This is a genomic window from Mycolicibacterium helvum, assembly GCF_010731895.1.
Classification (GTDB): Bacteria; Actinomycetota; Actinomycetes; order Mycobacteriales; family Mycobacteriaceae; genus Mycobacterium; species Mycobacterium helvum.
Window position 1 is genome coordinate 1,104,928 of sequence record NZ_AP022596.1, and the last position, 26,311, is coordinate 1,131,238.

The 26,311-nt window shown below is 66.2% G+C and carries 26 protein-coding genes; 16 read left to right on the top strand and 10 right to left on the bottom strand.

All coding sequences use genetic code 11. The annotated features are described in order from the left end of the window. Positions 1-4: 4 nt before the first annotated feature. A complete protein-coding gene (locus G6N38_RS04940) occupies positions 5-1,159 on the top strand; it encodes a DMT family transporter (RefSeq protein WP_163746512.1) in 1,155 nt (384 codons plus the stop codon). An 8-nt stretch (positions 1,160-1,167) separates the two neighbouring features. Here G6N38_RS04940 and G6N38_RS04945 read toward each other — a convergent pair whose 3' ends face one another. Further along, the gene (locus G6N38_RS04945) at positions 1,168-2,169 is read right to left on the bottom strand and encodes a 4-hydroxy-3-methylbut-2-enyl diphosphate reductase (RefSeq protein WP_163746513.1); all 1,002 of its coding nucleotides are present in this window, start codon (positions 2,167-2,169) and stop codon (positions 1,168-1,170) included. 54 nt (positions 2,170-2,223) lie between these two features. Here G6N38_RS04945 and G6N38_RS04950 point away from each other — a divergent pair, with 54 nt between their 5' ends. Genes G6N38_RS04950 through G6N38_RS04965 form a run of 4 tightly spaced genes read left to right on the top strand, consistent with a single transcriptional unit; the run spans position 2,224 to position 5,370 of the window. Next, positions 2,224-2,784: a lipid droplet-associated protein gene (locus G6N38_RS04950; RefSeq protein WP_163746514.1), complete on the top strand. Its 561-nt coding sequence runs from the start codon at positions 2,224-2,226 to the stop codon at positions 2,782-2,784. After that, the gene (gene xseA, locus G6N38_RS04955; RefSeq protein ID WP_163746515.1) at positions 2,781-4,007 is read left to right on the top strand and encodes an exodeoxyribonuclease VII large subunit; all 1,227 of its coding nucleotides are present in this window, start codon (positions 2,781-2,783) and stop codon (positions 4,005-4,007) included. The genes G6N38_RS04950 and xseA overlap by 4 nt, the downstream gene beginning before the upstream one ends. Beyond that, a complete protein-coding gene (locus G6N38_RS04960) occupies positions 4,004-4,243 on the top strand; it encodes an exodeoxyribonuclease VII small subunit (RefSeq protein ID WP_163746516.1) in 240 nt (79 codons plus the stop codon). Before xseA ends, G6N38_RS04960 begins: the two co-directional genes overlap by 4 nt. 53 nt (positions 4,244-4,296) lie before the next feature. Next, on the top strand, positions 4,297-5,370 hold the full coding sequence (locus G6N38_RS04965) for a 3-beta-hydroxysteroid dehydrogenase (protein WP_163751813.1): 1,074 nt from the start codon (positions 4,297-4,299) through the stop codon (positions 5,368-5,370). On the opposite strand, the gene G6N38_RS04970 is transcribed toward G6N38_RS04965, so the two are convergent. Together G6N38_RS04970 and G6N38_RS04975 are read right to left on the bottom strand one after the other, a co-directional pair. Further along, positions 5,367-5,783, bottom strand: a complete 417-nt coding sequence (locus G6N38_RS04970; protein WP_163746517.1) for a hypothetical protein — start codon at positions 5,781-5,783, stop codon at positions 5,367-5,369. The two genes, G6N38_RS04965 and G6N38_RS04970, sit on opposite strands and share 4 nt — an antisense overlap. Continuing rightward, positions 5,780-6,160, bottom strand: coding sequence for a hypothetical protein (locus G6N38_RS04975; RefSeq protein WP_163746518.1), 381 nt, complete (start codon positions 6,158-6,160; stop codon positions 5,780-5,782). Before G6N38_RS04975 ends, G6N38_RS04970 begins: the two co-directional genes overlap by 4 nt. 62 nt (positions 6,161-6,222) lie before the next feature. Between G6N38_RS04975 and G6N38_RS04980 the strand changes: the two genes are divergently transcribed. The 9 genes from G6N38_RS04980 to G6N38_RS05020 all read left to right on the top strand — a co-directional run bounded on the left by G6N38_RS04980 (position 6,223) and on the right by G6N38_RS05020 (position 16,184). Next, positions 6,223-7,248 carry a hypothetical protein gene (locus G6N38_RS04980; RefSeq protein WP_163746519.1) on the top strand — a complete coding sequence of 342 codons (1,026 nt, stop codon included), beginning with the start codon at positions 6,223-6,225 and terminating at the stop codon, positions 7,246-7,248. Between the two features lie 68 nt (positions 7,249-7,316). Then, a complete protein-coding gene (locus tag G6N38_RS04985; protein ID WP_163746520.1) occupies positions 7,317-8,858 on the top strand; it encodes an arylsulfatase in 1,542 nt (513 codons plus the stop codon). Then, positions 8,859-9,755 carry an HAD family hydrolase gene (locus tag G6N38_RS04990; RefSeq protein ID WP_163746521.1) on the top strand — a complete coding sequence of 299 codons (897 nt, stop codon included), beginning with the start codon at positions 8,859-8,861 and terminating at the stop codon, positions 9,753-9,755. Next, a complete protein-coding gene (locus G6N38_RS04995; RefSeq protein ID WP_163746522.1) occupies positions 9,748-10,629 on the top strand; it encodes a formylglycine-generating enzyme family protein in 882 nt (293 codons plus the stop codon). The genes G6N38_RS04990 and G6N38_RS04995 overlap by 8 nt, the downstream gene beginning before the upstream one ends. A gap of 57 nt (positions 10,630-10,686) precedes the next feature. Continuing rightward, positions 10,687-11,754, top strand: coding sequence for an NAD-dependent epimerase/dehydratase family protein (locus G6N38_RS05000; RefSeq protein ID WP_163746523.1), 1,068 nt, complete (start codon positions 10,687-10,689; stop codon positions 11,752-11,754). Beyond that, positions 11,751-12,524, top strand: a complete 774-nt coding sequence (locus G6N38_RS05005) for an SDR family NAD(P)-dependent oxidoreductase (protein WP_163746524.1) — start codon at positions 11,751-11,753, stop codon at positions 12,522-12,524. Before G6N38_RS05000 ends, G6N38_RS05005 begins: the two co-directional genes overlap by 4 nt. Before the next feature lie 4 nt (positions 12,525-12,528). Then, on the top strand, positions 12,529-13,701 hold the full coding sequence (locus G6N38_RS05010) for an AI-2E family transporter (RefSeq protein ID WP_163746525.1): 1,173 nt from the start codon (positions 12,529-12,531) through the stop codon (positions 13,699-13,701). A gap of 69 nt (positions 13,702-13,770) precedes the next feature. Continuing rightward, a complete protein-coding gene (locus G6N38_RS05015; RefSeq protein ID WP_246227707.1) occupies positions 13,771-14,928 on the top strand; it encodes a hypothetical protein in 1,158 nt (385 codons plus the stop codon). Between the two features lie 119 nt (positions 14,929-15,047). Further along, the gene (locus tag G6N38_RS05020) at positions 15,048-16,184 is read left to right on the top strand and encodes an alpha/beta hydrolase family protein (protein WP_163751815.1); all 1,137 of its coding nucleotides are present in this window, start codon (positions 15,048-15,050) and stop codon (positions 16,182-16,184) included. On the opposite strand, the gene G6N38_RS05025 is transcribed toward G6N38_RS05020, so the two are convergent. From G6N38_RS05025 to G6N38_RS05045, 5 genes are all read right to left on the bottom strand, one after another. Then, a complete protein-coding gene (locus G6N38_RS05025) occupies positions 16,160-17,497 on the bottom strand; it encodes a H(+)/Cl(-) exchange transporter ClcA (protein ID WP_163746526.1) in 1,338 nt (445 codons plus the stop codon). The genes G6N38_RS05020 and G6N38_RS05025 overlap by 25 nt on opposite strands. 191 nt (positions 17,498-17,688) lie before the next feature. Next, positions 17,689-18,588, bottom strand: coding sequence for a DUF4436 domain-containing protein (locus G6N38_RS05030; protein WP_163746527.1), 900 nt, complete (start codon positions 18,586-18,588; stop codon positions 17,689-17,691). 52 nt (positions 18,589-18,640) lie between these two features. Beyond that, a complete protein-coding gene (locus G6N38_RS05035; protein WP_163746528.1) occupies positions 18,641-20,098 on the bottom strand; it encodes an HNH endonuclease signature motif containing protein in 1,458 nt (485 codons plus the stop codon). 73 nt (positions 20,099-20,171) lie between these two features. After that, complete coding sequence (locus G6N38_RS05040; protein WP_163746529.1) at positions 20,172-20,999, bottom strand: dienelactone hydrolase family protein; 828 nt, start codon at positions 20,997-20,999, stop codon at positions 20,172-20,174. 13 nt (positions 21,000-21,012) lie between these two features. Beyond that, positions 21,013-21,681 carry a DUF4245 domain-containing protein gene (locus tag G6N38_RS05045; RefSeq protein ID WP_246227710.1) on the bottom strand — a complete coding sequence of 223 codons (669 nt, stop codon included), beginning with the start codon at positions 21,679-21,681 and terminating at the stop codon, positions 21,013-21,015. A 55-nt stretch (positions 21,682-21,736) separates the two neighbouring features. On the opposite strand from G6N38_RS05045, the gene glpX reads away from it, so the two are divergent. Both glpX and G6N38_RS05055 read left to right on the top strand, forming a co-directional pair. Then, complete coding sequence (gene glpX / locus G6N38_RS05050) at positions 21,737-22,768, top strand: class II fructose-bisphosphatase (RefSeq protein WP_163746531.1); 1,032 nt, start codon at positions 21,737-21,739, stop codon at positions 22,766-22,768. A 17-nt stretch (positions 22,769-22,785) separates the two neighbouring features. Further along, positions 22,786-24,201 (top strand): class II fumarate hydratase, encoded by a 1,416-nt coding sequence (locus tag G6N38_RS05055; RefSeq protein ID WP_163746532.1) that lies wholly within the window; start codon positions 22,786-22,788, stop codon positions 24,199-24,201. Between the two features lie 3 nt (positions 24,202-24,204). Here G6N38_RS05055 and G6N38_RS05060 read toward each other — a convergent pair whose 3' ends face one another. Together G6N38_RS05060 and G6N38_RS05065 are read right to left on the bottom strand one after the other, a co-directional pair. Further along, complete coding sequence (locus G6N38_RS05060) at positions 24,205-25,404, bottom strand: cation:proton antiporter (protein WP_163746533.1); 1,200 nt, start codon at positions 25,402-25,404, stop codon at positions 24,205-24,207. After that, a complete protein-coding gene (locus tag G6N38_RS05065; RefSeq protein ID WP_163746534.1) occupies positions 25,405-26,286 on the bottom strand; it encodes a polysaccharide deacetylase family protein in 882 nt (293 codons plus the stop codon). Between the last annotated feature and the right edge of the window lie 25 nt (positions 26,287-26,311).

Below are 26,311 nucleotides of genomic sequence, written 5' to 3' on the forward strand. Positions count from 1 at the left end.
ACGTGTGTCAGCACAGCGAGCCAGGTCGTCGGTGGCGGCTACGAATCGCTCGGCGCATCCGAATCTCCCCGGCGTGCCCTGGTGGGGTGCCGTCCTGATTGCTGTGATCGCCACCACAATTGGGTTCGCATTCGACGCCGGCTCGAGCAATAAGGATCTCGGCAGCGTCTTCGCCGTCCTGTACGCCGTCGGGTGTGTCACTGCGGTACTGGCGGTCCGGCAGTCCAGCATCTTCACCGCCGTCATCCAGCCCCCGTTGATTCTGTTTGTCGCCGTGCCCAGTGCGTACTTCCTGTTCCATGGCGCCGCGTTCACCGGCATCAAGGACACCCTGATCAACTTCGGCTACCCCCTGATCGAGCGTTTCCCGCTGATGCTGTTCACGTCGGCGGGCGTGCTGTTGATCGGATTGGTGCGCTGGTATTTCGCGATGTCGAACCGATCGACAGCGCCGGCCGACCCCGCCGATACCGATGTCGAGTCCGATGCCGACGCAGCCCCCGGTCTGTTCGCCGGTTTGGCGGCCAAGTTCACCTCGGTCTTGGGCCGCGGCGACGTCGACGACGAAGACGTCGAGGAGGCACCCAAACACGGCATCGAACGTCCTGCCACCGCACGAAGGCAACCGCGGTCGAGCCGACCCGCCAAGCGTCCCGCCCCCACTCGCTCCCGGCACGCCCGTCCTCCACTGGAGGACATCACCGAGGTGCCGGAGCGTCCCCGCCGTTCGTCGACACGGCGTCGTCCAAGCCTGGACGACGATCCCGCCGCCCCCGACTTCGCCGAAGCCCCACGCCGCCGGCGTCAGCCGCGCGACGAAGGTGGCCGCACGCCACCACCGTCCCGGCGTGAGCCTCGGGAACCTCGTGAGACGCGCGAACCGCGGGTGCCTCGCGAACGCCGCGATCCGTACGGCGCGCCGCCACAGCGCAGCAGCCGGTTCGAGCCGTACGAGGCCTACCCGTCCTACGAGCCGTATCCGCCCTATGAGCCACCGCCCCGGCAACGGCCGCCGGGCAGGGCCAACGCCGACAGCGGCAGTCATCACCCGGTATCGCGCGTGCGGTATCGCGGCGAGGGCGAGGACGCTCCGCGTCCGCAGCCCCGGCCGCGTCGATCAAGTGAATGGGACGCTGAGTCCTGGCGCTCCGACCGCTGACTGCACGCTTAGCTGCGGGCGGGACGGATCTCCCGTGGAAGCGCGAACACCAGCGTCTCGTTAGCCGTGGTCACCGGCTGCACGGTGCCGTAGCCGTACTCGGCCAACCGGTCCAGCACCCCGCGGACCAGGATCTCGGGCACTGACGCCCCTGAAGTGACGCCAACTGTCGTGACCCCGGACAGCCAGGCGGAGTCGATGTCCTCGGCGTAATCGACCAGCTTGGCCGCGTTCGAACCGGCACCCAGAGCGACCTCGACCAGACGCACCGAGTTCGACGAGTTGCGTGAGCCGACCACGATCACCAGATCGCACTCCGGCGCCATCGCCTTCACCGCGCCCTGGCGGTTCTGGGTGGCGTAGCAGATGTCGTCGCTGGGCGGGTCCTGCAGCGTCGGGAACTTCTCCCGCAGCCGGCGCACCGTCTCCATGGTCTCGTCGACGCTCAGTGTGGTCTGGGACAGCCAGATGACCTTGTTCGGATCGCGGACGGTGACCTTGTCGACGGCGTCCGGGTTGTCGACGACCTGCACATGGTCGGGCGCCTCACCGGCGGTCCCGACCACCTCCTCGTGGCCTTCGTGGCCGACCAGCAGGATGTCGTAGTCGTCGCGGGCGAACCGCTTGGCCTCGTTGTGCACCTTGGTGACCAGCGGGCAGGTGGCGTCGATGGTCTTCAGATTGCGGGCGGCGGCCTCTTCGTGGACCGTCGGCGCGACGCCGTGGGCGGAGAACACGACGATGGCGCCCTCGGGCACCTCGTCGGTCTGCTCGACGAACACCGCGCCCGCCTTGGCCAGGGTGTCCACCACGTAGCGGTTGTGCACGATCTCGTGCCGCACGTAGACCGGGGCGCCATGCTTCTCCAGCGCGCGCTCGACGGTCTCGACGGCCCGGTCTACCCCGGCGCAGTAGCCACGAGGTTCGGCTAGCAGCACTCGCTTGCCTGCCGCGCCCGCGGTAACCGAGCTGGCGGCACCGGGAATCCCCATGTTGACGGTAGGCGGCATGGTTTCCAGGGTACGTTCCCGCAACGTAGCGGGGCCAGCCGTAGGCTGTCTGCCATGGCAACAGCACCATATGGGGTTCGTCTGCTGGTCGGCGCCGCCGTGACCGCCATCGAGGAAACCCGCAAGCTGCCCCAAACCATCCTGATGTACCCGATGACGGTGGCGAGCAACATCGCGCACATCGTGATGAAGGTGCAGCAAGACCTGGCCGACCTGGTGATCAAGGGCGACTCCGCGTTGGAGAACATCTTCCCGCCCAAGGACGAACAGCCCGAGTGGGCGACGTTCGACGAGGACGTCGCCGACGACGACGGACCCCTGCTCGACGGCGAGCGCCTCACCGAGGGCCGGTTCGCCCTGTACACGGTGACCGACGGGGTAGAGACCAAGTCCCAGGGGACCCCGCCGTCAGTGGCGACGCAGACCGCCAGCGCGCCGGAGATCGCCGAAGAACTCGACTACGAGTCGCTGACCCTGGCTCAGCTGCGCGCCCGCCTGCAGTCGCTGAGCGTCGCCGATCTCGAGGCGCTGCTGGCCTACGAGGAAGCCTCCAAGGCCCGCGCACCATTCCAGACTCTGCTGGCCAACAGGATCACCCGCGCGTCCGCCAAGTGACCACTGCCCAGGCCAACTCGCCGGAGAACCCCTACCCGGTCCGTGCGGTGGCCATCCGGGTGGCCGGCTGGATCGACAAGCTGGGCACCGTGTGGGTCGAGGGTCAGCTGACCCAGATCAACGTGCGCAACTCGACGGCCTACATGGTGCTGCGCGATCCCGCGGCCAACATGTCGCTGGACATCAGCTGCCCGCGTGATCTGGTGCACGCCGCGCCGGTGAAGCTCACCGAAGGCACCCAGGTCGTGGTCTGCGGTAAACCGACCTTCTATACGGTACGCGGCTCATTTTCCTTGCGGGTCAGCGATATTCGTGCCGTCGGCGTCGGCGAGCTGCTGGCCCGCATCGAGCGGCTGCGCAAGCTGCTCGAGGCCGAGGGCCTCTTCGACCCGCGCCTCAAACGCCCGTTACCGTTCCTGCCATCGACCGTCGGACTGATCACCGGGCGGGCCAGCGCGGCCGAGCACGATGTGACGACGGTGGCTTCGGCGCGCTGGCCGGCAGTGCGGTTGGCGATCCGCAACACCGCCGTGCAGGGTGTGAATGCGGTGGCGCAGATCGTGGAAGCGCTAGCGGCGTTGGACGCCGACCCCGACGTCGATGTCATCGTGATCGCGCGCGGCGGCGGCAGCGTGGAGGATCTACTGCCGTTCTCCGACGAGACGCTGTGCCGCGCGATCGCCGCCTGCACCACGCCGGTGGTCAGTGCGGTTGGCCACGAGCCGGACAATCCGCTGTGCGACCTGGTTGCCGACCTGCGCGCGGCCACCCCCACCGACGCCGCCAAGAAGGTGGTGCCCGACGCCGTCGCCGAGCTGGCTCTGGTCTCCGAGCTGCGGCAGCGCAGTGCCCAGGCGCTGCGCAACTGGGTCGGCCGTGAGCAGCGCACCCTGACCCACCTGCGCAGCCGCCCGGTGCTCGCCGACCCGCTGCGCGGGCTGACCCAGCGCACCGAGGAGATCGAGCGTGCCCGGTCTGCAATACGCCGTGACGTCAACCGGCTGGTCGCGGCCGAATCCGATCGGATTGGCCACTTGGCCGCGCGGCTGGCAACGCTGGGCCCGGCGGCGACGCTGGCTCGCGGCTACGCCGTGGTGCAGACGGCGGACGGCGACATTCTGCGAACACGCGCCGACGCGCCGGCCGGAACCCGGCTGCGCATCCGGGTCGGCGACGGCGCGATCGGCGCCACCAGTACGGGCCCGACGGATGGAGCCGCATGACAAAGCCAACTGAACCAGATGAAACGAAGCCCATTAGTAAGCTCGGTTATGAAGAGTGCCGAGACGAGTTGATCGACGTCGTTCGAGTGCTCGAGCAAGGTGGGCTCGATCTTGATTCGTCGCTGAAACTGTGGGAACGGGGCGAGGAACTGGCCCGACGCTGCGAAGAGCACTTAGCCGGAGCCCGCAAACGCATCGAAGATGCGTTGGGCGCCCGCGACGACGCCGAGGACTGATTCCGGCCGGGCCGATTACCTGCAATATTGGAAAACTGGAACGTGTTTCAGTTATCCTGCCCGCCATGGGTGATGCCACGCTGACCACTGACCTCGGCCGTGTCCTGGTGACCGGCGGCGCCGGGTTCGTCGGCGCCAACCTGGTGACCGAGCTGCTCGAGCGCGGTCACTTCGTCCGGGCTTTCGATCGCGCAGCATCGCCGCTGCCGCCACACGAGCGGCTCGAGGTGATCCAAGGCGACATCTGCGACACCGCCACTGTGGCCGCCGCGGTCGAGGGCATCGACACGGTCTTCCACACCGCCGCGATCATCGACCTGATGGGCGGGGCGTCGGTCACCGACGAGTACCGCAAGCGCAGCTTTGACGTCAATGTCGGTGGCACCAAGAACCTGGTCCACGCCGGACAGACCGCCGGGGTCAAGCGCTTCGTCTACACCGCATCCAACAGCGTGGTCATGGGTGGCCAGCGCATCGTCAACGGCGACGAAACCCTGCCGTACACCGCACGATTCAACGATCTCTACACCGAGACCAAGGTGACGGCCGAGAAGTTCGTGCTCAGCCAGAACGGCGCGGACGGCCTGCTGACCTGTTCGATCCGCCCCAGCGGCATCTGGGGCCGCGGCGATCAGACCATGTTCCGCAAGCTGTTCGAGCGGGTGATCGCCGGCCACGTCAAGGTTCTGGTCGGCAACAAGGACGCCAAGCTGGACAACTCTTACGTGCACAATCTGGTGCACGGATTCATCCTCGCCGCAGAGCATTTGGTGCCTGATGGCAGCGCACCCGGCCAGGCGTACTTCATCAACGATGGCGAACCGATCAACATGTTCGACTTCTCCCGGCCGGTCGTCGAGGCCTGCGGCGAGAAGTGGCCGACGTTCTGGATCCCCGGCGGCCTGGTCCACGCCGTGCTGACCGGCTGGCAGTGGCTGCACTTCAAGTTCGGACTCCCCCAGCCGCCGCTGGAACCGCTTGCAGTGGAACGGGTGTCGATCGACAACTACTTCTCCATCGACAAGGCCCGCCGCGACCTCGGGTATGCGCCGCTGTACACCACCGAACAAGCTCTCAAAGAATGCCTGCCCTACTACACCGAGCTCTACGCGGAGATGAAGGGCTAGAACGTCGCGTTTTTGATGACCTGACCGTAGGCGGCCTTCTGTTCGCTGGTCAGTGTCGGAGCGAAGACGACGACGATGTCCTCAACCTGCAGCATGTTGGGCACCGCCGCGGCGTAGAGCTCCGCGCGGCCGGTGCTAGGAAATTTCAGGATCGACACCGTGTCGGTGTCGGTCGCCTGCAGGCAGCCCGCCTCCGGACAGGTCGAGGCCGTCGTGTCTCGCGGATTCGACGCCGGAAGATTGGCCTTGGTGATGGCACCCAGGACGGCCGCAACGGAGACGTCGTTGAGCATCACCGCGCCGCCGCCTGGCGTACTCGGAGCCGGGCCATGGGAGTCGCGGGCACCACACCCAGAAAGAGCCGCGGCCAGCAGGAGGAGGACGGCCCCGCCGAACCGTGTCGGATGGCTCACGGCAGCAGCCGTGCGATCGTCGCGAGATAGCCATCGCACTGCGCGGGCGTCAGCGGAGGCGCAAATTCGACGACGATGTTGGCGAACCTCGGCTGCCGACGAGACATCGCATACCACTTGGCGCGAGGCACAGTCGCGAACGATTTGACGCGCATGGTGTCGGTGACGAGTGCCTGCTGACATCCGGCGGTAGGACACTCCTGAGCGGTGGTGTCGATTGGGTTGGGCTCCGCGACACCCTGAGCCACGAGCGCCGCCACCAAACCTGCCGCGGTCAGCGGCTCATGACCGCTCGTCGCATGCGCCGACGGCTGTTGCAGAGCGGTCAGCCCCACCGCCAGGAAGGCCGCGACGAGCACTTGATATTTAGGCGGCACGTTTCGAGAGTAACCATCGGGTCGATCCTCGCCGCTGGCGCGCGTCCGTAGACTCGGCGGCCGTGTTCAACTGTCGGATAGCCGCACTACTCGCGGTGTTGACCGCACTGGCAGTACTGGTGGGCTGCTCAGCCAGTGTGCCGGACCGCACCGCCGAGGCCCAGTCGCTCGCCGGACAGATCCGCGGGTTACCGGGCGCGCTCACAGTCACCACCGATACTGCACACAGCCAAGCCCAGGGCATGGTCTACTTCCGCCTCTACGTCGACGTCTCCGACGGGGTCACCGGCGACCAGGCCGCCGACATCACCACGCGGTATCTGCGCGATATCGGCGGCGGCAAGTACACCGGGTACCGGGTCGAGCTGGACCTGCGACGTGGCTGGAATCTTTTCGCAGTCGACAGCGGCAGACTGCCGATCGCCAACCGCGACGAGATCGTCGCACAGGCCCGCGACTGGGTGGCGCTGCGGAGCGAATTCCCCAGCGCCACAGTCACAATGCGAGCCACTGTCGTTCACCCCGGCGGACAGCTGACCGCTCAGGAGGCGGGCCATTCCAATCTCGCGACCCTCGAACTCGCCGACACCGCCGGCTACTTGTCCGTCAGCGCCGCCGCGCGCACCCTCGCCGAGCGGTTCCCGCGCCTGGCACTGCTCGACTGGACCATCGACGCCGGCAAGGAGCATCCCGCAGAGATCGCGACGTCACGACGATTCCCCACCGCAGCCGAGCTGGAGGTGTTCGACCAGCTCAATGTCGATCAGTCGATCCCCCACATCGACCGGCTGCGGATCAACGATCCAGTGACGCCGCCGGTGTGGTTCTCGGAGAAGACCACCGCTTCGCACGACATTGCCGTGGCGTCGCAGCTGGCCCAGGCCCACCTCCCGATCGTTGCCGGACTGCCGGCCCCAGTCCTCTACAGCGCCAGCGACCAGTTATCCGGGCACATCGGCGGACGCGGATTCGCCCGCGGCCCAGTGGTGATCACCGTCGGGGGATGCACGAGGCACGACCCCCTGGTGTATCTGCCGATTCCGCAGGAACGGCAGCTGATCACCACATACGAGAAGTGTTCGTCCTGAGTAGCCCGGTTCGCGAATTGTTGGCAAGAAGCGCCATGCCCTCTGCTCAGTTGGCCTAGCGTCGGAAGATGTCTGCAGGAAAGCCCAATATCGTGGTCATCTGGGGCGACGACATCGGCATCTCCAACCTCAGCTGCTACAGCGACGGGATGATGGGCTACCGCACGCCCAACATCGACCGCATCGCCGCTGAGGGCATGCGCTTCACCGACTCCTACGGCGAGCAGAGCTGCACGGCCGGCCGCGCGGCGTTCATCAGCGGCCAGAGCGTGTACCGCACCGGGATGAGCAAGGTCGGTGTGCCCGGCGTCGACATCGGCTGGGCCGCCGAAGACCCGACGATCCCCGAGTTGCTCAAACCGCTGGGGTACGCCACCGGTCAGTTCGGCAAGAACCATTTCGGTGATCTGAACAAGTATCTGCCGACCGTGCACGGGTTCGACGAGTTCTACGGCAACCTGTACCACCTCAACGCCGAAGAAGAACCGGAGAACTTCGACTACCCGCACAAGGACCAGTTCCCTCGGCTGTATGAACTGGCGCTGCCCCGCGGTGTGCTTGACTGCCAGGCCACCGATGAGGTGTCAGCAGAACCCGATGACCCGAAGTTCGGGCCGATCGGCAAGCAGACCATCGTCGACACCGGGCCGCTGACCGCCAAACGGATGGAGACGATCGACGACGACATCGCCGATCGCACGGTCGATTACATCCGCCGCCAACACGCGGCAGGAACCCCGTTCTTTGTCTGGTGCAACTTCACCCATATGCACCTCTACACACATCTCAAACCCGGCAGCAAGGGCCAGGCCGGCAGGTGGCAGTCCGAGTACCACGACGCGATGATCGACCACGACAAGAATGTCGGCACAGTGCTCGACGCCCTAGACGAACTCGGCATCGCCGAGGACACCATCGTCATCTACTCGACCGATAACGGGCCGCATCGCAACAGCTGGCCCGATGCCGGCACCACACCGTTCCGCAGCGAGAAGAACACCAACTGGGAGGGCGCCTACCGGGTGCCTGAGATGATCCGCTGGCCCGGAAAGATCAAGGCCGGCAGCGTTTCCAACGAGATCATCCAGCATCACGACTGGCTGCCGACTTTGGTCGCCGCGGCCGGTGACCCCGATGTCGTGGAGAACCTCAAGAAGGGCTACCGGATCGGGGACATCGAATACAAAGTGCACATCGACGGGTTCAACCTGCTGCCGTACCTGATGGGCGAAGTCGAGAACAGCCCCAGACGGGGGTTCTTCTATTTCAACGACGATGCCCAACTGGTGGCGATGCGCTTCGAGAACTGGAAGATCGTCTTCGCCGAACAGCGCTGCCGGGGCACGCTACAAACCTGGTCCGAGCCGTTCACCGAGCTGCGGGTGCCGAAGTTGTTCAACCTGCGCACCGATCCGTTCGAGTACGCCGACATCACGTCGAACACCTACTACGAGTGGTTCCTGCGGCGCGACTTCTTCGTCATCTACGCGACGGCGATGGCATCGGCGTTCCTGGATACATTCAAGGAATTTCCGCCCCGACACGAACCGGCGAGCTTCTCCATCAACCAGATCGTGCAGAAGCTCGAAGCCTTCCTGGCGAGCGACTAGATGCTGGACTCCTGGCACGACGGGCCCACCAAGTCCGCGATCGTCGAGTTCGTGGCAGCCGCGGTCGACGCGGTGGAGCCAGAAGAACGCATCGCCGTGTTCGACAACGACGGCACCCTGTGGTGTGAGAAGCCGGCCTACATCCAGCTCGACTTCCTGGTGCGCCGGATCGCCGAACAGGTGGTGGCCGATCCCAGCCTGGGCGTCAACCAGCCCTATACCGCCGCGGCCGCCGGTGATCTGGCCTGGTTCGGGGACGCCGTCACCAAACACTACAACGGTGACGATTCCGACCTGAAACTGCTTGCCGGGGCTGTTCTTTCGGCCAACGCCACGATCACCACCGAGGAGCATGCCGCCCGGGTGCACGCGTTCTTTGCCGACGCCACGCATCCGAGCTTGGGTCGGGCGTACACCGCGTGCGGGTACGCACCGATGGTCGAGTTATTGCGCTACCTCGAGTCATTTGGCTTCACCAACTACATCGTGTCCGGCGGTGGTCGCGACTTCATGCGACCCGTCACGACGACGATGTACGGCATCCCACCGGAGCGCGTGATCGGCAGTTCGGTCGGGCTGATCTTCGCCAACGGTGAGCTGCTGACTACCGCGCAACCGGAATTCCTCAACGATGGGCCGGTCAAACCGGTCCGGATCTGGGGGCGGGTTGGCCGGCGGCCGATCCTCGCGGTCGGAAACTCCAACGGCGACATCGAGATGCTGCAGTACACCGCGGCCGGACCCGGCCCGTCGCTGGCGATGTTGGTCTCCCACGACGACGCCGACCGCGAATTCGCTTACACCGCAGGCGCAGAGAAAGCGCTGGACCACGCCGAGAAGTTCGGCTGGACGCGGGCCAGCATGCGCGACGACTGGCGAACCGTCTTCAGTGGCTGACCCAGAGCTGGTTCGGATTCCCGGGCAGACGGCCGTACTGGGATCTGACCGGCACTCCCCCGAGGAAGCCCCGGCCCGGTCCGTGACCGTCGACGAATTTTGGATTGGGGCCCGTCCGGTCACCAACTCGGACTTCGCCGAATTCGTCTCGGCCACCGGCTATCTCACCGTTGCCGAACGACCGGTGAACCCAGACGACTATCCCGGCGCACCCGCCGCCAACCTGCAGCCGGGCTCAATGGTGTTCCGTCGCACCAGCGGACCCGTCGACCTGCGCCACCTCAGCCAGTGGTGGATCTGGACTCCCGGCGCCTCGTGGCACCACCCGCTTGGGCCGAACTCGTCGATCGCCAAGCGGGCCGCGCATCCCGTTGTCCACGTCGCCTACGAGGACGCCGAGGCGTACGCGGCCTGGGTGGGGCTGTCCCTGCCCAGCGAAGCCGAATGGGAGACCGCGGCACGTGGCGGCCTCGACCAGACCGATTACACCTGGGGCGAGCGACCCGAAGGTCCGGGCCAGCGTCTAGCGAACTATTGGCACGGCGAATTCCCCTGGCGCCCCGAGCCCGGCTACGGACGCACCACCGAGGTCGGCACCTTCCCGCCCAACGGCTACGGACTGTTCGACATGGCCGGCAACGTGTGGGAATGGACATCCGACTGGTACACCGGCACCCGCGACGGTGACCCATGCTGCGAAGCAGGCAGTTACGACCCGGCGCAACCGCAATTCAAGGTCCCTCGCAAGGTCATCAAGGGCGGCTCGTTCCTGTGCGCGGACAGCTATTGCATGCGCTATCGCCCCGCCGCGCGCCGGCCGCAGATGATCGACACCGGCATGAGCCACATCGGCTTCCGCTGCGCGAAGCGATAGAACCGGTACCCCGCCCGTGCTTCACTAGGACGCGTTCTATCCGCTGAAGGGAGCTCGATGTCCGACGCTGTACTGGTAACCGGCGCATTCGGGTTGGTGGGAAGCGCGACGGTCAAGCAGTTGGCGGCCGCAGGCCGTCATGTGGTGGCCACCGACCTCGACACCCCGGCGACCCAGAAGGCCGCCGCCGAGCTGCCCTCCGGTGTGAATGTGCGCTGGGCCGATCTCACCGACCCGGTGCAGGTCGAGTCACTGGTGGCTGAGGTCTCGCCCACGGCGGTGATCCACCTGGCTGCGGTGATCCCCCCGCTGTGTTACGCCAAGCCTGCGCTGGCCTACAAGGTCAACGTCGGGGCGACCGCGAATTTGGTGAAAGCCGCTGAGGCCCAAGCTAAACCACCGCGACTAGCGCAGGCATCGAGCATCGCCGTGTACGGGCCTCGCAACCCACACCGCATCACCGATGTGCTCACCGCACAAACACCGGTCAATCCGTACGACAACTACGGCAAGCACAAGGTCGAGGCCGAGGCGATCGTGCGGGCCTCACACCTGGACTGGGTGATCCTGCGGCTGGGTGGGGTACTCACCACCGAACCCAACCTCGGCATGGATCCCAATCTGATCTTCTTCGAAGGTGTCCTGCCCACCGACGGTCGGCTGCAGACCGTCGATGTCCGCGACGTGGCGTTCGCGTTCGCCGCGGCCACCACCGCCGACGTCGTGGGTCAGACACTGCTGATCGGCGGTGACGACAGTCATCGGCTGCGCCAAGGTGACATCGGGCAATCCACCACCGCGGCGATGGGACTGGTCGGGGCGCTACCACCAGGACGTAAGGGCAACCCGAACGACGACGGCGGCTGGTTCGCCACCGACTGGATGGACTCGGCGACGGCCCAGCAGGTGCTCAAACACCAGCACTACTCGTGGCCGGAGATGCTGGCCGAGACCGCGAACAAGGTGGGCTGGAAGCGCTACGCGTTCCGGGTGATCGCACCGCTGGCCCGGGAGTACCTCAAGCGCCAGTCGCCGTACTTCGGCAAACCACCCGGGTATGGCAACCCGTGGGAGGCGGTCAGGAACAAGTGGGGTGCCCCGGAGAACGACGGGAAGGTGTCATGACCGAACAGGTAGCGGTGATTATCGGGGGTGCCTCCGGGATCGGCTGGGCGACGGCGCAGACCCTGGCAGCCCAAGGCGCGCGGGTGACGATCGCCGACCGCAACACCGAGCTGGCGCAGGAACGAGCCACCACGCTGGGTGCGCCGCACACCTGGGCAGCCGTCGAGGTCACTGACGAAGCCGCAGTGGCACGGCTTTTCGACGATGTGGTCGCTCGAGAGGGTGGGCTGCACGTGGTGGTGAACTGCGCCGGGTTCAGTGGGTTCGGGCTCGTCACCGAGCTGGACGCCGAGCAGTTCCGCTCGGTGGTGGACGTGTGCCTCAACGGTGCGTTCCTGGTGATCAAACATGCCGGGCGCCATCTCGGCGAGGGCGGCGCCCTGGTGTCGCTGACATCGCTGAACGGCCGCCAGCCGGCGATCGGGATGAGCGCATACTGCGCGGCCAAGGCCGGCCTGTCGATGCTCACACAGGTGGCGGCCCTTGAGTTGGGCCCGCGTGGCATCCGGGTCAACGCCGTCGCACCCGGCTTCGTCCACACCCCGCTGACCGAGGGCGCGGCCGTGGTCCCCGGTGTCGTCGACGAGTACGTCGAGAACACCGCGCTGGGCCGGGCGGGAACCCCGCAGGACATCGCCGACGCGGTGGCCTTCCTGTGTTCATCCCAATCGTCGTGGCTCACCGGCGAGATCCTCGACCTCAACGGTGGCGCACACCTGAAGCGCTACCCCAACATTGCGGAGCACCTGACCCGACTGATGAATCAGTAGTTCGGTGAAAACCGAGTTCACCCTCACCCAGAAGCGCGCGCTGGCGGTCATCACCCTGCTCGCTCTGGTGTTGGGTGCCTACTTCCTGCGGCACTACTTCATCCTGGTGGTGATCGCTGCCATCGTCGCCTATCTGTTCACCCCGGTGTACGACCGGTGCCGGCGCCGATTCGGGTCGGGGCTGTCGGCGACGTGTACGGTGCTGGTCGCGCTGGCGACCGTCATCATCCCGGTCGGCGCGCTGTTAACGCTTGCGGTACTGCAGATTTCGCACATGCTGGTGCACGTAGCGGACTGGGTGCAGAACGCCGACATGTCCACAGTCGGTGATCACGCGCTGACGTACGTCAACCGGGCGCTGGCCAAACTGCCCTTCGGGCACTTCTCGGTCACCACCGAGTCGGTGCGGGACAACATGGTCAGCGTCTCGCAAGCCGTCGGACGGTGGCTACTGCACGCATTGCAGGGCGCCGCGGGCGGGGCGATCGGCGTGATCACGTCGTCGATCATCTTCTTGTACGTCCTGGTCTCGCTGCTGACCAACTCCGACCAGCTGCTACTTCTGATCCGCCGGCTCAACCCGTTGGGCGAGGAAGTCACCGACCTCTATCTGGCCAAGATGGGCGCGATGGTGAAGGGAACTGTCAAGGGCCAGTTCATCATCGCGCTGGTCCAAGGTGTGCTGGGCGCGGCGTCCATCTACATCGGCGGCTTCCACAACGGCTTCTTCATCTTCGCGATATTCCTGACCGCGCTGTCGGTCATCCCGCTGGGCAGCGGCATCGTCACCATCCCGTTCGGCATCGGGATGATGTTCTTCGGCAACATCGGCGGCGGTCTGTTCGTGGTGCTGTTCCACCTCATCGGCGTCACCAACATCGACAACTTCCTGCGGCCCATCCTGGTGCCCCGTGAAGCGCGGTTGGACCCCGCCCTCATGCTGCTGGCCGTCTTCTCCGGCATCGCGATGTTCGGGTTTTGGGGCATCGTGCTGGGCCCGGTGCTGATGATCATCATCGTCACGACGATCTCGGTGTACCTCGCCGTATACAAGGGCGTGGAGATGACCGTGCACGAACCAACCGAGAAGCGCGGCCGCCGATTCGGGCGACGAGTCAAAGCCGGGGCCGAGAAGACCGCGGCCGGCACCGACGCCAACCCGGCTGACGACGGCTAGGACAACGTCTTCTCACCGACCCCAGTACCATTCTGCGGGTGGTCGACGAGGGTGAACACGTGGTCGATTGTGGCAACGTCACAGCCGCCTGAGCGCATCGCCGCCGAGCGCTGGTTCCTGACTCGCGGGCTCTCGTCGGTGTTGACCAACCGGGCGCGGTGGCGACGTCTGTGGCCGCGATCGGCACCCGCCCTGTCGGCGTTCGCGACGGTCATGGTGTCCACTGTCCTGGTCAAACTCGCCGGGGCCACCACCTACCAGCAGACCGACGACGACAACCCGTCGGCCGCCCAGTGGGTACTGATCGCGATCGTGGCCGGGGTGATTCCGGTGGCCCTGCTGGTCGGAAAGACGGTCGGGCGGATCACCGAGGACCGCCGACGTGCAGCCGCCGCAGTGGCGGCGATCGTCGTTGCGCTGGTATGCGATGTCTTCAACGGTCCGACATCACATCCGCTGGCCGACGTGGGGTCCACGATCTTCGCCGTCATCACGCTATTGGGGCTCAACGGCCTGGGGATCGGCGCGGTTCTGGGCTGGGCAGGGCGGCTGACCGGCGAACACTTGGCGTCGGTGGGCGGGTTGTTCGCGCGAGCCCTGCCGGTGGTGCTGCTCACCGTGTTGGTGTTCTTCAACGGACCGGTGTGGTCGATGGCGGCGACGATCACCCGCGAACGGCTGCTCGCGGTCGCCCTGTTCATGACGTCGATCGCGGTCATCTTCCTCTACACCGGCATCGTCGAGCGCATTCAGCCACTGCTGGGCTCGACGACTCTGCGCGAGGGCGACCAGCAGCAGCTCGTGGGAACGCCGTTCGAGACGATGCCGGATCCGCCGAGCGGCTTTCCGCTGCGCACACTCGAACGAATCAACGTCATCTTTGTGGTGGTCGCGTCCGCGGTGGCACAGATCGCCTCGGTCGCACTGGTGACCATGATGATCTTCTTGATCATGGGCCTCCTGGCGCTGACCCCAGACCTGATGGCGGACTGGACTCATCACGGACCGGAAACATCGGCCTGGTTGGGCATCACGATACCGATCCCTCCGGCGTTGCTGCACGTCACCATGTTCTTGGGTGCACTGACGTTCATGTACATCAGTGCGCTGTCGGTCAACGACAAGAGGTACCGCACCCAGTTCCTCGATCCCCTGTTCGACAAGCTGCGACTAACGCTGGTAGCGCGCAACAGGTATCGCCAGTACATCGCCGCCGGCGCGCGCTGAAACCTCCGCGGCGGGATGCTGCTTTGATCCATCCGGCGCGTTGTGCAACGATCGGCTCGATGAAGATCGTTGCCCGCCTTGGCATTCTGCTAACCGTATTGATCGCCGCCGTCATAGCCATGGGTGCCGTACCCGCCTCCGCGGCGACACCGGACTGGTCGGGCCTCGACGCACGCCACCACGACGGCCCGATCCCGGCGCCGGGCGGCTTGATCCAGGCCGTGCCTCTGGACCCGGCACTGTCGGTCGCCGGAGCGGGTGCCGCCTATCGCATCCTCTACGCCACCACCAACCAGCACGGCGCGCCCGCGGTCAGCACTGCCGTGGTCTTCACGCCGAAAAATCCTGCACCGCAGGGTGGTTGGCCTGTGGTCGCATGGGCCCACGGGACTGTGGGCTTGGGTGACGACTGCACACCGTCGGCCTTGCCACGCAGCCCACGCGACAACGAATACCTCTCCCACTGGCTCGACCAAGGCTATGCCGTCGTGGGCACCGATTACGCCGGCCTGGGAACACCGGGCTTGATGAGCTACCTCAACAGCGTCACCACCGCGCATGCCGTCGTCGACTCGGTGATCGCGATGCATCACATGGATCTTCCGTTGTCCCCGGAATGGGTCATCATCGGGCAGTCCCAGGGTGGCGGGGCCGCAGTCAACAGTGCGCGCTGGGCAACCGAATTCAGCGCCGGCTCGGGCCTGGACTACCGCGGTGTGGTTGCCACCGGCACCCCGGCCAACATCGAGGCGGTCGTCAAGCTCGGCGGACCCGACCTCGACCTTCCTGCTGAACTGGGGCCCGCCGCCAACAGCTACACCGCCTACATCCTGGCCGGGATCAGGGAGGCCAACCCCGGGCTCGACATCGACTCGGTGCTCTCACCAGCCGGGCGCGAGGCCGTGGACGAGGCCGAAACGCTGTGCAAACCCGAGCTGGACAAGGCCTTACGAGGCATGACACCGACCGGATTCTTCCGCGCACCGCTTGCCACGCTGCCCGGCATCGACGCGGCACTGGACGCCTACATGGGGACCCCGGTGACCGGGTATGACCGGCCCATCTTCCTCGGGGCGGGGCTGCTCGACACCGACGTGCCCGCGTCTTCCTCGATGCTGCTGTTCGATCAGTTGCGCTCCAACAACCAGGACGTGATTCTCAAGATCTACCCCGAAGAGGACCACAGTGGCACCGTGTTGGCGTCACTGGCCGACTCCACCCCGTTCGTCCATCAACTCTTCTTCGGCGATTCCTGATCGGGAGCGGGCATCCGCGCCCGCAGGCTGTCATAAATCGGCGGCGACCCCACGACTTTGGCCGCCAACACCGCAGCCGCTGTCGCGGCCATCATCGGGACGAGGGCCTCGGTCGTGGCCGTCATCTCCACGACAAGAACCAACCCGGTCACGGGGGCGCGCACGGTGGCAGCGAAAAACGCAGCCATTCCAGCCAGCACCATCGGAACCGCCAATGACGCTGCGGCCGCCGGCCACCCGGCGTTAACTCCCCCGACGAACAGCATCGCCCACAGCGCGCCCACGGCTAGCAAAGGCGCGAAGAGCCCGCCCGGCACCGCGGCCGCGTACGACAACGGGCCCGCGACGAACCGCACAACGAGATATCCGATGACGACGGTCAAGACGATGTGACGCCCGGCGAGGATCGACTGCGTCAAGGTGTCGCCGCCACCCACCGCCAGCGGGTAGACGAACATCGCCAGACCGATGATCGCACCGATGATGGTCGCCCTGACGACGATGGGGATTCGGCGCAGCGCCGCGACGCTGTCGAGGAACCACAACACCAACCTGTTGTAGGCCGCGCCCAGAACACCCGTAAGCAATCCGAACACGACGAAGAGCGGAAGCCAAGCCAGCGCCGGGGCCCCGATCGGCTGGACGTGAAAATCAGGGTGGTTCCCCAGCACGAGCCGAGAGCACGACACCGCCGCCGTCGCCGCGCACAGCGTCGCCAGCACGGTGGTGAAGCGGAACGCCTTCGTGACCTCTTCGAGGGTGAACAGGGTGCCACCGATCGGTGCGTTGAATGCGACCGCCAGGCCGGCACCACCCAATGCCGTCTGCATCATCCTGGCGTCGGAGTCGGGCAGCCGAGCCCACCGCGCTGCTTCGGCGCCGATCGCCGCACCCATGTGCACCGTCGGACCTTCGCGGCCCAACACGAGTCCCGAGCCGATGCTCAGCACACCGCCGACGAACTTCGCCGGAAGCAGCCGCAGCAGCGGTGGCCTGGCCGTGCCGAGAAAGACAGCCTCGACGTCCTGGATACCGCTTCCAGCCGCAAGTGGCTCCCACCGCACGATCACGGCAGCAAGCGTGGCGCCGACTGCGGCGGCGGCCATCGGGACGAGCCAGCCCGGTCCGGGCAAGGTGTGAGCCCATTCGACGAGATCGATGCGCAGGCGGTCGGCTTGGTTCAGACACCAGCGGAAGGCACCGCCGACGAAGCCGATCACCACCCCGGCGATGATCGCGGTGACGCAGATGAGCACCGAACCCCGCACGGAATCAGAGGGGGGATCACCCGGGCTTGCCGTCGGCCGGGTCATCGCACCGCGCACACGAATCCGACGAGCACCTGTTCTCCTCCACCGTCCGAGGGCGACCCCAGCCGCACAGATCGCTGTGATGCTACGCGAACGTGCTCACAAGGGCGGTGGGTCGTCGTCTGACCCGGTACTCCTCAAGCTTCCCGGCGGGCAGCGGATCTCATCCCGGACCGAGCAGGAGGTCAAGGTGGCTAGTCGACCTGTTTGTACCAGGAGATCACGACCATCACCATCGCGGCGACCAGGGCGACGATCACCCACAGCACCAGGCTCACGTCGATCCATGCGCCCGGCGGCGGTGCGCCGGGCAGGATATTGCGCAGCGGCACAATGGCGAACAGCATTGCGGCGTACCACGTTGCGAACGGCATCTGGAATTGCTTGCGCCTGGTGATCACCAATACCGAGGTGAAGATGGCGATGGTCGGCAGCGTGAGCAGGACGACGACAATGCCGAGGTCGAATGCCAGCGGACCGAGCGCGCGGCTGAATGTGACCTGCGTGGCGTCACCATCACCCTTGGCGTTCGGCGACGGCGCCACTTGCTCGCTGGACAGGTCCCAGCCCTGCAGAGCGCCGGCGATCTGGACCTTGGCCGGGATGATCTTGCGATCCTCGCCCTCCCCGACCAGCAGGTCGGCGCTGATGCCTTGGGTCTCGTAGCGATCGAACGGCCAGGTGTTCACATCACCGTCGACGTCAATGGTCGTCGTCACCTCGGCCGGTGCCGCACCTGCCGGAAACTTCAAGTCTCCCAAGGAGTTCCACGGGTGCAACCGCACCGCGATGTCTTCCTTGAGAGTGTCCAACTTGTCGTCGACCAGGGAGTCCGCCGGGATGACAAGCACTTTGGCGTCGACCTTGTAGTCGACAGTACGCAGTGCCTGCAGCGTGATCAGGACCGTCGTCTCTGATCCGTTGCCTTCGCCCGATGCCTCGAGTTCCTTGGCCGAACCGGACAGCCACCAGTAGCCGAACAAGGTGACGAAGTAGGCGAGCAGCACAACGAGCACGGTGACGATGGCGGCCGTGCGCTTGGGCGCCGGCTTGGAGCGCGCCGGGGTCGCCGGCTCGGCAGGGGTTGTGGTCACGCGGGAAATGTTATAGGGGCCCGCCCGAAATCACAGCCCTTTGCCAGGGAGCTTAAAAGGGCGGCGGGTCGGGGTCGTTCGCCGGCAACGCGGGGCCGAATTGTGCGCCGTGCCGAGCCCTCCGCTGAGCACGATTGCGGCAGCGCTCAGCAGCGATGTACCTGGCACGGTTCTGCGCCCTGGTGGTGTTGCGCCGAGGCATCAGGACGGTGCGATCGCCTTCGGTCTCGGTGCCCGGCTGGCCGCTCGGAGCAGGTGTGGGAGCCATCAGACTGGGGAACAACAGGGCACTGCCCGGGGTGGTGACATAAGTTTGCCCACCGGGCAGCGTCCAGATAACGGTGCCGTCGGCCAATTGTCTGTCGCGCCAACCCCAGAACGTCTTGAGGATGTGACAGTGCCGGCATAGGCATTTGAGGTTGCCGGCGTGCGTCGGGCCATTCGGGTACGGGACCGTATGGTCCAGATCGCACTGGGTGGCCGGCTTGTCGCAGCCCGGGGCGCGGCAGGTGAGATCACGCGAGCGCACGAAACCTGCCAACGCACGCGACGGGCGGTAGCCGGATTCCGGCGGCAGGTCGACGGGGTGGATCAGTGGACTCAGCTTGGCTTGCTTGGCAAGCTCGAGCAGCAACTCGCCGGGGATCAAGGTGTTGGCCCCAAGTACGTAGCCCGACTTGTCGGACCGCCCTTGCAGGGCGGCTTCCTCGGCGACGACGTGGATGACCACCGGCCCGGACGCAGGCTCTTCAGCTGCCGGGCAGCCCGGATCGCCGCATTGGCACGCCAACCGCTCGGCGCGCACCGCCAGGGCGCCACAAGCGTCGGCACGGCGCTGCGCGGAGGTCCGCGGGTCAGCGGCGCACACCGATTTGGCCAGAGCATCCAGCCGCTGGTTGAACGCCTGGGCATCGGTGGACAACAGCCGCGCCATGATTTCGGTACAGCCATCCATGTCGTCCCCGACGATCACTTCGCGGTCCTCGGCGCGCTTGCGGCGGCGCCGCACCGCGTCCGGGTCGTGTGCGATCACGATGCGATCGATTTCGGAAGCCAACTTCCCATCAGTCATCGACGGCCAGCGCCCAACCCGCTCGGCCAGCCGGCGGTCGACCTCGGCCAGCACCTCGCCATCGGTGATGAGGCCCGTGCGAAACACGATCGTTTTGTACATCTGCATGTCGATGTCACCAGCAAGAAAGATTGCCGCGACTTCAGGGAGCTGTCGCATCGCCAGCCCATAGGTCATACAACTGCCGGCCTTACCGAGGCTGATCCGTAGCCTGGCAGCCAGTTCGGCGCCCACCGCGGCCCAGGTGTCCACCGCCCAGTCCTCACGCTCGCCGCGCTCGCGACGACGCAGTTCGAAGAGCTCCGCGATCGAGGCCAATCGCCGGGCTGCCTCCTGGTTCTCACCCCGAGCGGAGGCACAGATGCTGGTCAGCAATGCACGCGATTCGGCCGTATCCGACGGCTCAAAATAGTCGTGGTACTGACCACTTCCGAACATACGTTCGATACTACGCCCGGCAAGTGACAATCCGCGTTGGATACCAGCAACGGAAGCCGCGCGAACTAGCCTGCTAGGTCAGCCGTTCCTTGAGGAACTCCACCACGCGCTTGCGCGCCTCGTAGGCCGGCTGGTTCTCGACCTCACGCACCTCGAGCGTCAGCACCGAATGCGCCATCCGGCCGAACCCGTCCCGGTTCCCCTTCGACGAGTCGATCTCGATGACCTCGAACGCGTCCCCGAGCCGATCCTTGAGCGTTTTGAACCGCTCCGCCGGTGACATGGGATCGCCGCTGAACCGCAGAGCCAGCGCGCACAGCCCGTCCTCGGCCGCCCGCTTCTCGATGACCTTCAACTCCCCCTCGGACAGCCCGGGGTCGCGCTTCTGCTTGGCGGTCAGCGCGATCGGCACCGACGGCTGGCTGAGCACCGGTGCGAGCACGCTGTCGTCGACGGCGGCCGCCAGCGCGAAACCACCCGAGAAGCATTGCCCGATCACCCCGACACCCTTGCTGCCGGTCTTCGCTTTCAGGTCACGCGCCAGCGCCCGCAGGTAGTGCGACACCGGCCGTTCCTTATTGGTCGCGAAGGCCGCAAACTCCTTTGCCACACATCCGCGCGCCAGCGACACCATCGCAGCAGGGCTCATCGCGGGCGCACCCGGCGTGCCGTACAGCGACGGGATCGCAACGGTAAAACCGTTGTCCACCAAGTAATTTCCCAGTGCCAGCACGCCAGGATGCACGCCTGGCATCTCTGGGATCAACACCACGCCGGGCCCCTCGCCCTTGCGGTAGACGTCATGGGTGAAACCGGCCGCACTGAACGGCTCCGCGATCCATCCGGTGAGGTCGGCGGCCGGAGCCGCCTGGCCGGGGACATTGGACTCAGCTCCGGGCATTGACGTCTCCTATTCAGCCAGGCGGCAGAGGCTTCTGAGTCTGCGTGCCAACGGCAAGCGTACGGAAGTCGGCGCTGCTCCCAGCCCCGGTAATCGCGACCTGAGCAGGTCCGGCCGAGCTCTCCAGACGGGTGGTCCACACCGGCTCGGTGTCCTCTCCACCCTCATAGACGATCCACTTCACCCCGTCGACATCCTGGGCGCCGCTGGGATACATCGACCGATGGATCGAGCCGACCAGCGCCTGCTCGTCGGCGTTGCTCTGGGTGAGGCTCACATACATCTTGGAGGCGGCCAGATAGCCGACGGTCGAAGTGACGGCGCGCAGCCGCTGCCCGTTCGCATCGGTGCGGCCGCCGTCGATCCCGCCGCGGCTACCGGAGTTGGCGACCCAGCCGGTAGGAAGCTGCGGCAACCGGATCGGGATGCCCAGCGCCTCGGCGTCCGCCTTCAGGGCTGCGGCGGCGTCATACGGTGGCGGCACCCCGTCACGCGGGGCGCCGGGACGCACCGAACACATCCCCACCAGCCCGGCCAACACGATGCAGGCCAGGATCAACGGGGCCAGCGACCAGAACATGTCGCGGCCGTCCTGGAGCAACCGGGGCTTAGGCTCCTTGGGGGGAACCCCAGCCTCTGGCGGGGTCGGAGCCGCCGGGCCGGCGACATCGGGTGGCGTCACGCCAGCCAGTATCCCAGGTCTAGACGGCTCGCTGGCTTCTGGGACAATCTCACCCATGCCTGAAGCCCGCCGTCGTGAATCACCCGACCGCAACCTCGCCCTCGAATTGGTCCGGGTCACTGAGGCAGGCGCCATGGCCGCCGGCCGCTGGGTCGGCCGGGGCGACAAAGAGGGCGGCGACGGCGCGGCCGTCGACGCCATGCGTGAACTCGTCAACTCGGTGTCGATGCGCGGTGTCGTGGTCATCGGCGAGGGCGAGAAGGACAACGCCCCGATGCTCTACAACGGTGAAGAGGTCGGCAACGGCGACGGGCCGGACTGCGACTTCGCCGTCGACCCGGTGGATGGCACCACCCTGATGAGCAAGGGCATGCCCAACGCCATCTCGGTGCTCGCGGTGGCCGAGCGCGGCGCGATGTTCGACCCGTCGGCGGTGTTCTACATGAACAAGATCGCCGGCGGCCCCGACATCGCCGACTTCATCGACATCACCTCGCCGATCGCGGCCAACATCCAGCGCATCGCCAAGGTGCGCAAGGCGTCGGTCTCCGACATCACCGTCTGCATCCTCGACCGCCCGCGGCACGCCAAGCTCATGGCCGAGGTCCGGGAAGCCGGCGCCCGAATTCGGCTGATCTCCGACGGTGACGTCGCCGGCGCCATCTCAGCCTGCCGACCCGAATCCGGCACCGACCTGCTGGCTGGGATCGGTGGCACCCCCGAAGGCATCATCACCGCCGCCGCGATCCGCTGCATGGGCGGCGAGATCCAGGCACAGCTCGCCCCGACCGACGACGCCGAGCGCCAGAAGGCCATCGACCGCGGCCACGACCTGGACCGAGTGCTGACCACCAGGGACCTCGTCGCCGGGGAGAACGTCTTCTTCTGCGCCACCGGCGTCACCGACGGCGACCTACTCAAGGGCGTCCGCTACTTCGGTGGCGGCTGCACCACTCAGTCGATCGTCATGCGCAGCAAGTCCGGCACCGTCCGGATGATCGATGCCTACCACCGGCTTTCGAAACTCAACGAATACTCCGCGGTGGATTTCACCGGGGACAAGACCGCCGCATATCCACTTCCGTAACCGACAAAAGGGAGCACATGAGCACCGACAATGTGGTCGAGGGCGAATACCGCATCGAGCACGACACGATGGGCGAAGTCCGGGTTCCGATCAAGGCCCTGTGGCGAGCCCAGACCCAGCGTGCCGTCGAGAACTTCCCGATCTCCTTCCGGGGACTCGAGCGCACCCAGATCCGCGCGCTGGGCTTGCTGAAAGCGGCCTGCGCACAGGTGAACAAGGACCTCGGCAAGTTGTCGGCGGAGAAGGCCGAAGCCATCATTGCCGCCGCCGGTGAGATCGCCGACGGACTGCACGACGATCAGTTCCCCATCGATGTGTTCCAGACCGGTTCGGGCACCAGCTCCAACATGAACGCCAACGAGGTGATCGCCTCGATCTGCGAAGCCAACGGCGTGACGGTGCACCCCAACGACGACGTAAACATGTCGCAGTCGTCCAATGACACCTTTCCCACCGCCACTCACATCGCGGCGACGGAAGCCGCAGTGCGCCACCTGATTCCGGCGCTCGAGGTGCTGCATGAGTCGCTGGCCGGCAAGGCCCGGCAGTGGCGCACGGTCGTCAAGAGCGGCCGCACCCACCTGATGGATGCCGTCCCAGTGACCCTCGGCCAGGAGTTCGGCGGCTACGCCCGCCAGGTCGAGGCCGGCATCGAACGAGTGAAGGCCACCCTGCCCCGCCTCGGTGAGCTGGCGATCGGCGGCACCGCGGTCGGCACCGGCCTGAACGCTCCCGACGGCTTCGGCGCCAAGGTCGTCGACGTGCTCGTCGCGCAGACTGGCCTGGCCGAATTGCGCACGGCGAAGGACTCTTTCGAGGCGCAGGCCGCCCGCGACGGACTGGTCGAGGCTTCCGGAGCGCTGAAGACCATCGCGGCATCGCTGACCAAGATCGCCAACGACATCCGCTGGATGGGCTCGGGCCCGCTGACCGGCCTTGGCGAGCTTGCACTGCCCGACCTGCAGCCGGGCAGCTCGATCATGCCGGGCAAGGTCAACCCCGTCATCCCCGAGGCCGTCACCCAGGTGGCCGCCCAGGTCATCGGCAACGACGCGGCCATCACCGTCGGCGGGTTGTCGGGCGCGTTCGAGCTGAACGTGTACATCCCGATGATGGCGCGCAACCTGCTGGAGTCGTTCACGTTGCTGTCCAACGTGTCGAAGTTGTTCGCCGCCAAGTGCATCGACGGTCTGATTGCCAACGAGGCACATCTGCGCGAGCTCGCCGAGTCGTCGCCGTCGATCGTGACGCCACTGAACTCGGCGATCGGCTACGAGGAAGCCGCGAAGGTCGCCAAGCAGGCCCTCAAGGAGAAGAAGACCATCCGGCAGACGGTCATCGACCGCGGGCTCATCGGCGATAAACTCTCCGAAGCCGAACTCGACAAGCGGCTCGACGTGCTGGCGATGGCGAAAGTCAAAGACGGCGAATAGTTTTCAGCGCTGGGTGGCCGTCGCGTAGCGGCGGATCCCCAGTGGCGCGGTGACGCTGTGCAGCACGAGGCTCAGCGTCACCGCGATCACCCCAGCCTGCGTGAGCAGGTCGGCATGCTCGATGTCGCCGCGGCCGATCACCAGCAGACCGAGCACCACAGTGCCGATCCCCCGTGGCCCGAACCAGCCGATGAACACCCGGCTGTAGCCGGACAGATCGGTGCGGATCAACGCCACCAGCACCGCAACCATCCGCACCCCGAACAGCGCGACGACGCAGAACAACACCACTCGCCAGCTGGTGTGCTGCCAGGAGTCGATCACCGCGAAAGCGCCGAACATGGCGAACACCAACAACTCCAGCAGTTGCGCGGTGGCATCCGAAACCTGAGTCGACAGTTGGGTATTGCTGCGCCGCGCCACCACCGCGAACGCCAGACCACCGGTGAACGCGGCGACGAATCCGCTGGCGTGCACACGTTCGCCGAACTCGAAGCAGATCAGCGCGACGGCCAACGTCGCGAGCTGCGCCCAGGTGTCGCTCATCCAATCCCGCCGACGCGACCAGGCGATCAGGATCGCGCCGAGTAACCCGGTCACCGCGCCGATGAGCAGTGACACCAACTCGGTCTGCACGACGAACCAAGTCCAGTCGCGGGGACGCTGATCGGTCTGCGCCGACGCCAGCGCCAGCGCGGCCAGCAGCACCGCCAGCGCAAAGCCGTCGTAGAAGCCACTTTCCACTGACAGGGCGTTACGCACCCGATCGGGAATCCGGTGATCCTCCAACAACGCATCGATGAGCGCGACTTCGGTGGGTGCCACGATCGCGGCCAAACAGACCGCCTCCCACCATGGCAACACCGGCAGCAGCACGGCAGCGGTCAGGGTTCCGAGGACGATCGTCAACGGTATTCCGATCACCAGCAATCGGAAGGTGACATGCCCACGCCGCAGCACCTTGCCCGGGTCCAGCTTGGCCGCCTGATTGAACAGGATCACGGTCAGCGCCAGCTGCGCCAGAACCGTATAGCCGCTCGTGCCCGCACCAGCGTCGAGCAGGTTGAAACCGAAGGGCCCGAAGAGCATTCCGAGCCCGACAAAGATCAGCGCTGGTGCGACATACCAGCGATTCACCAAGCCCGACACCACGGCATAGCCCAGAACCAGCAGGGTCAGGACAAACGAAGTGGCGGTATGCAACTAAGCGCCGTTATTGGACCCGCCGGAATTGGCCCCGGGGATGTCGGTGATCGGAATGTTCGGCATCGGCTTAGGCGACGGCGTCGCGGGCAGGGTCGGGATGTCGGCGACGGGAATGTCCTGCAACGCGTTGGCAGGTGGGCCGTTGTCGCGGCTGCCATAGACGCTGCCCGGCGCGCGCGGGCCGAGCATCTGCGTGACCGTCACCAGGTGGTAACCGTTGGCCTTGAGCACCGGGATGAACTGCTCGACGAGGTCGACGGTGGACGAGTAGGTGTCGTGGAAGAGCACCACCGAGTTGGGCTTGATCTGGGTCATCAGCATGTAGCGGGTGGCAGCGGTGTTCGAGTCGTTCATCCAGTCGAACGGAATCACGTCCCACAGGATCGCGGCCAGCCCGTACTGCGCGGCCACCTTGTTGACGGCATCGTTGGTCAGACCGCCGGCCGGGCGCCACAGCACCGGGTTCTGCCCGGTGGCGGCCTTGATCGCGTCGTTGGCCTTGCTGAACTGTGCCGGCACATCCTCGAGCGGGATCGCCGTCATGTTCGGGTGTTCCCAAGTGTGGCTGCCCAGCTCCATACCGGCGTCGACGACGCGCTTGGCACCGGCGGGGTTGGCGGCCACCTTGTTACCGATCTCGAAGAACGTGGCTTTGGCGCCGGCGTCGTTGAGAATGCCCAGCAGCCGGTCGGTGTACGGCGAAGGACCATCATCGAAGGTCAGCGCCACGCACTTGACCACCGAGCAGTCAACGGAATCGGCCTTGGCCACCTTGACGTGGCCGGTCAAACCGCCGATGACGACGACAGCCACCCCCGCGCACACGCCGATCACAGTGCGCAAGTAGGACCAGGACAAGCTGTCGGGTGGGCGCCGCACTCGGCCGAGTTTACCGGCCCCGGCT

Excerpts from the sequence above, each read along its gene's own strand:
- G6N38_RS05035 (WP_163746528.1), bottom strand. The coding sequence starts at position 20,098 with ATGTTCGGAAGTGGTCAGTACCACGACTATTTTGAGCCGTCGGATACG.
- G6N38_RS05055 (WP_163746532.1), top strand. The coding sequence starts at position 22,786 with ATGAGCACCGACAATGTGGTCGAGGGCGAATACCGCATCGAGCACGAC.
- G6N38_RS04990 (WP_163746521.1), top strand. The coding sequence starts at position 8,859 with ATGCTGGACTCCTGGCACGACGGGCCCACCAAGTCCGCGATCGTCGAG.
- G6N38_RS04945 (WP_163746513.1), bottom strand. The coding sequence starts at position 2,169 with ATGCCGCCTACCGTCAACATGGGGATTCCCGGTGCCGCCAGCTCGGTT.
- glpX (WP_163746531.1), top strand. The coding sequence starts at position 21,737 with ATGCCTGAAGCCCGCCGTCGTGAATCACCCGACCGCAACCTCGCCCTC.
- G6N38_RS04960 (WP_163746516.1), top strand. The coding sequence starts at position 4,004 with ATGACAAAGCCAACTGAACCAGATGAAACGAAGCCCATTAGTAAGCTC.
- G6N38_RS05000 (WP_163746523.1), top strand. The coding sequence starts at position 10,687 with ATGTCCGACGCTGTACTGGTAACCGGCGCATTCGGGTTGGTGGGAAGC.
- G6N38_RS05020 (WP_163751815.1), top strand. The coding sequence starts at position 15,048 with ATGGGTGCCGTACCCGCCTCCGCGGCGACACCGGACTGGTCGGGCCTC.
- G6N38_RS05005 (WP_163746524.1), top strand. The coding sequence starts at position 11,751 with ATGACCGAACAGGTAGCGGTGATTATCGGGGGTGCCTCCGGGATCGGC.
- G6N38_RS05025 (WP_163746526.1), bottom strand. The coding sequence starts at position 17,497 with ATGACCCGGCCGACGGCAAGCCCGGGTGATCCCCCCTCTGATTCCGTG.
- G6N38_RS04985 (WP_163746520.1), top strand. The coding sequence starts at position 7,317 with ATGTCTGCAGGAAAGCCCAATATCGTGGTCATCTGGGGCGACGACATC.
- G6N38_RS04950 (WP_163746514.1), top strand. The coding sequence starts at position 2,224 with ATGGCAACAGCACCATATGGGGTTCGTCTGCTGGTCGGCGCCGCCGTG.
- G6N38_RS05040 (WP_163746529.1), bottom strand. The coding sequence starts at position 20,999 with ATGCCCGGAGCTGAGTCCAATGTCCCCGGCCAGGCGGCTCCGGCCGCC.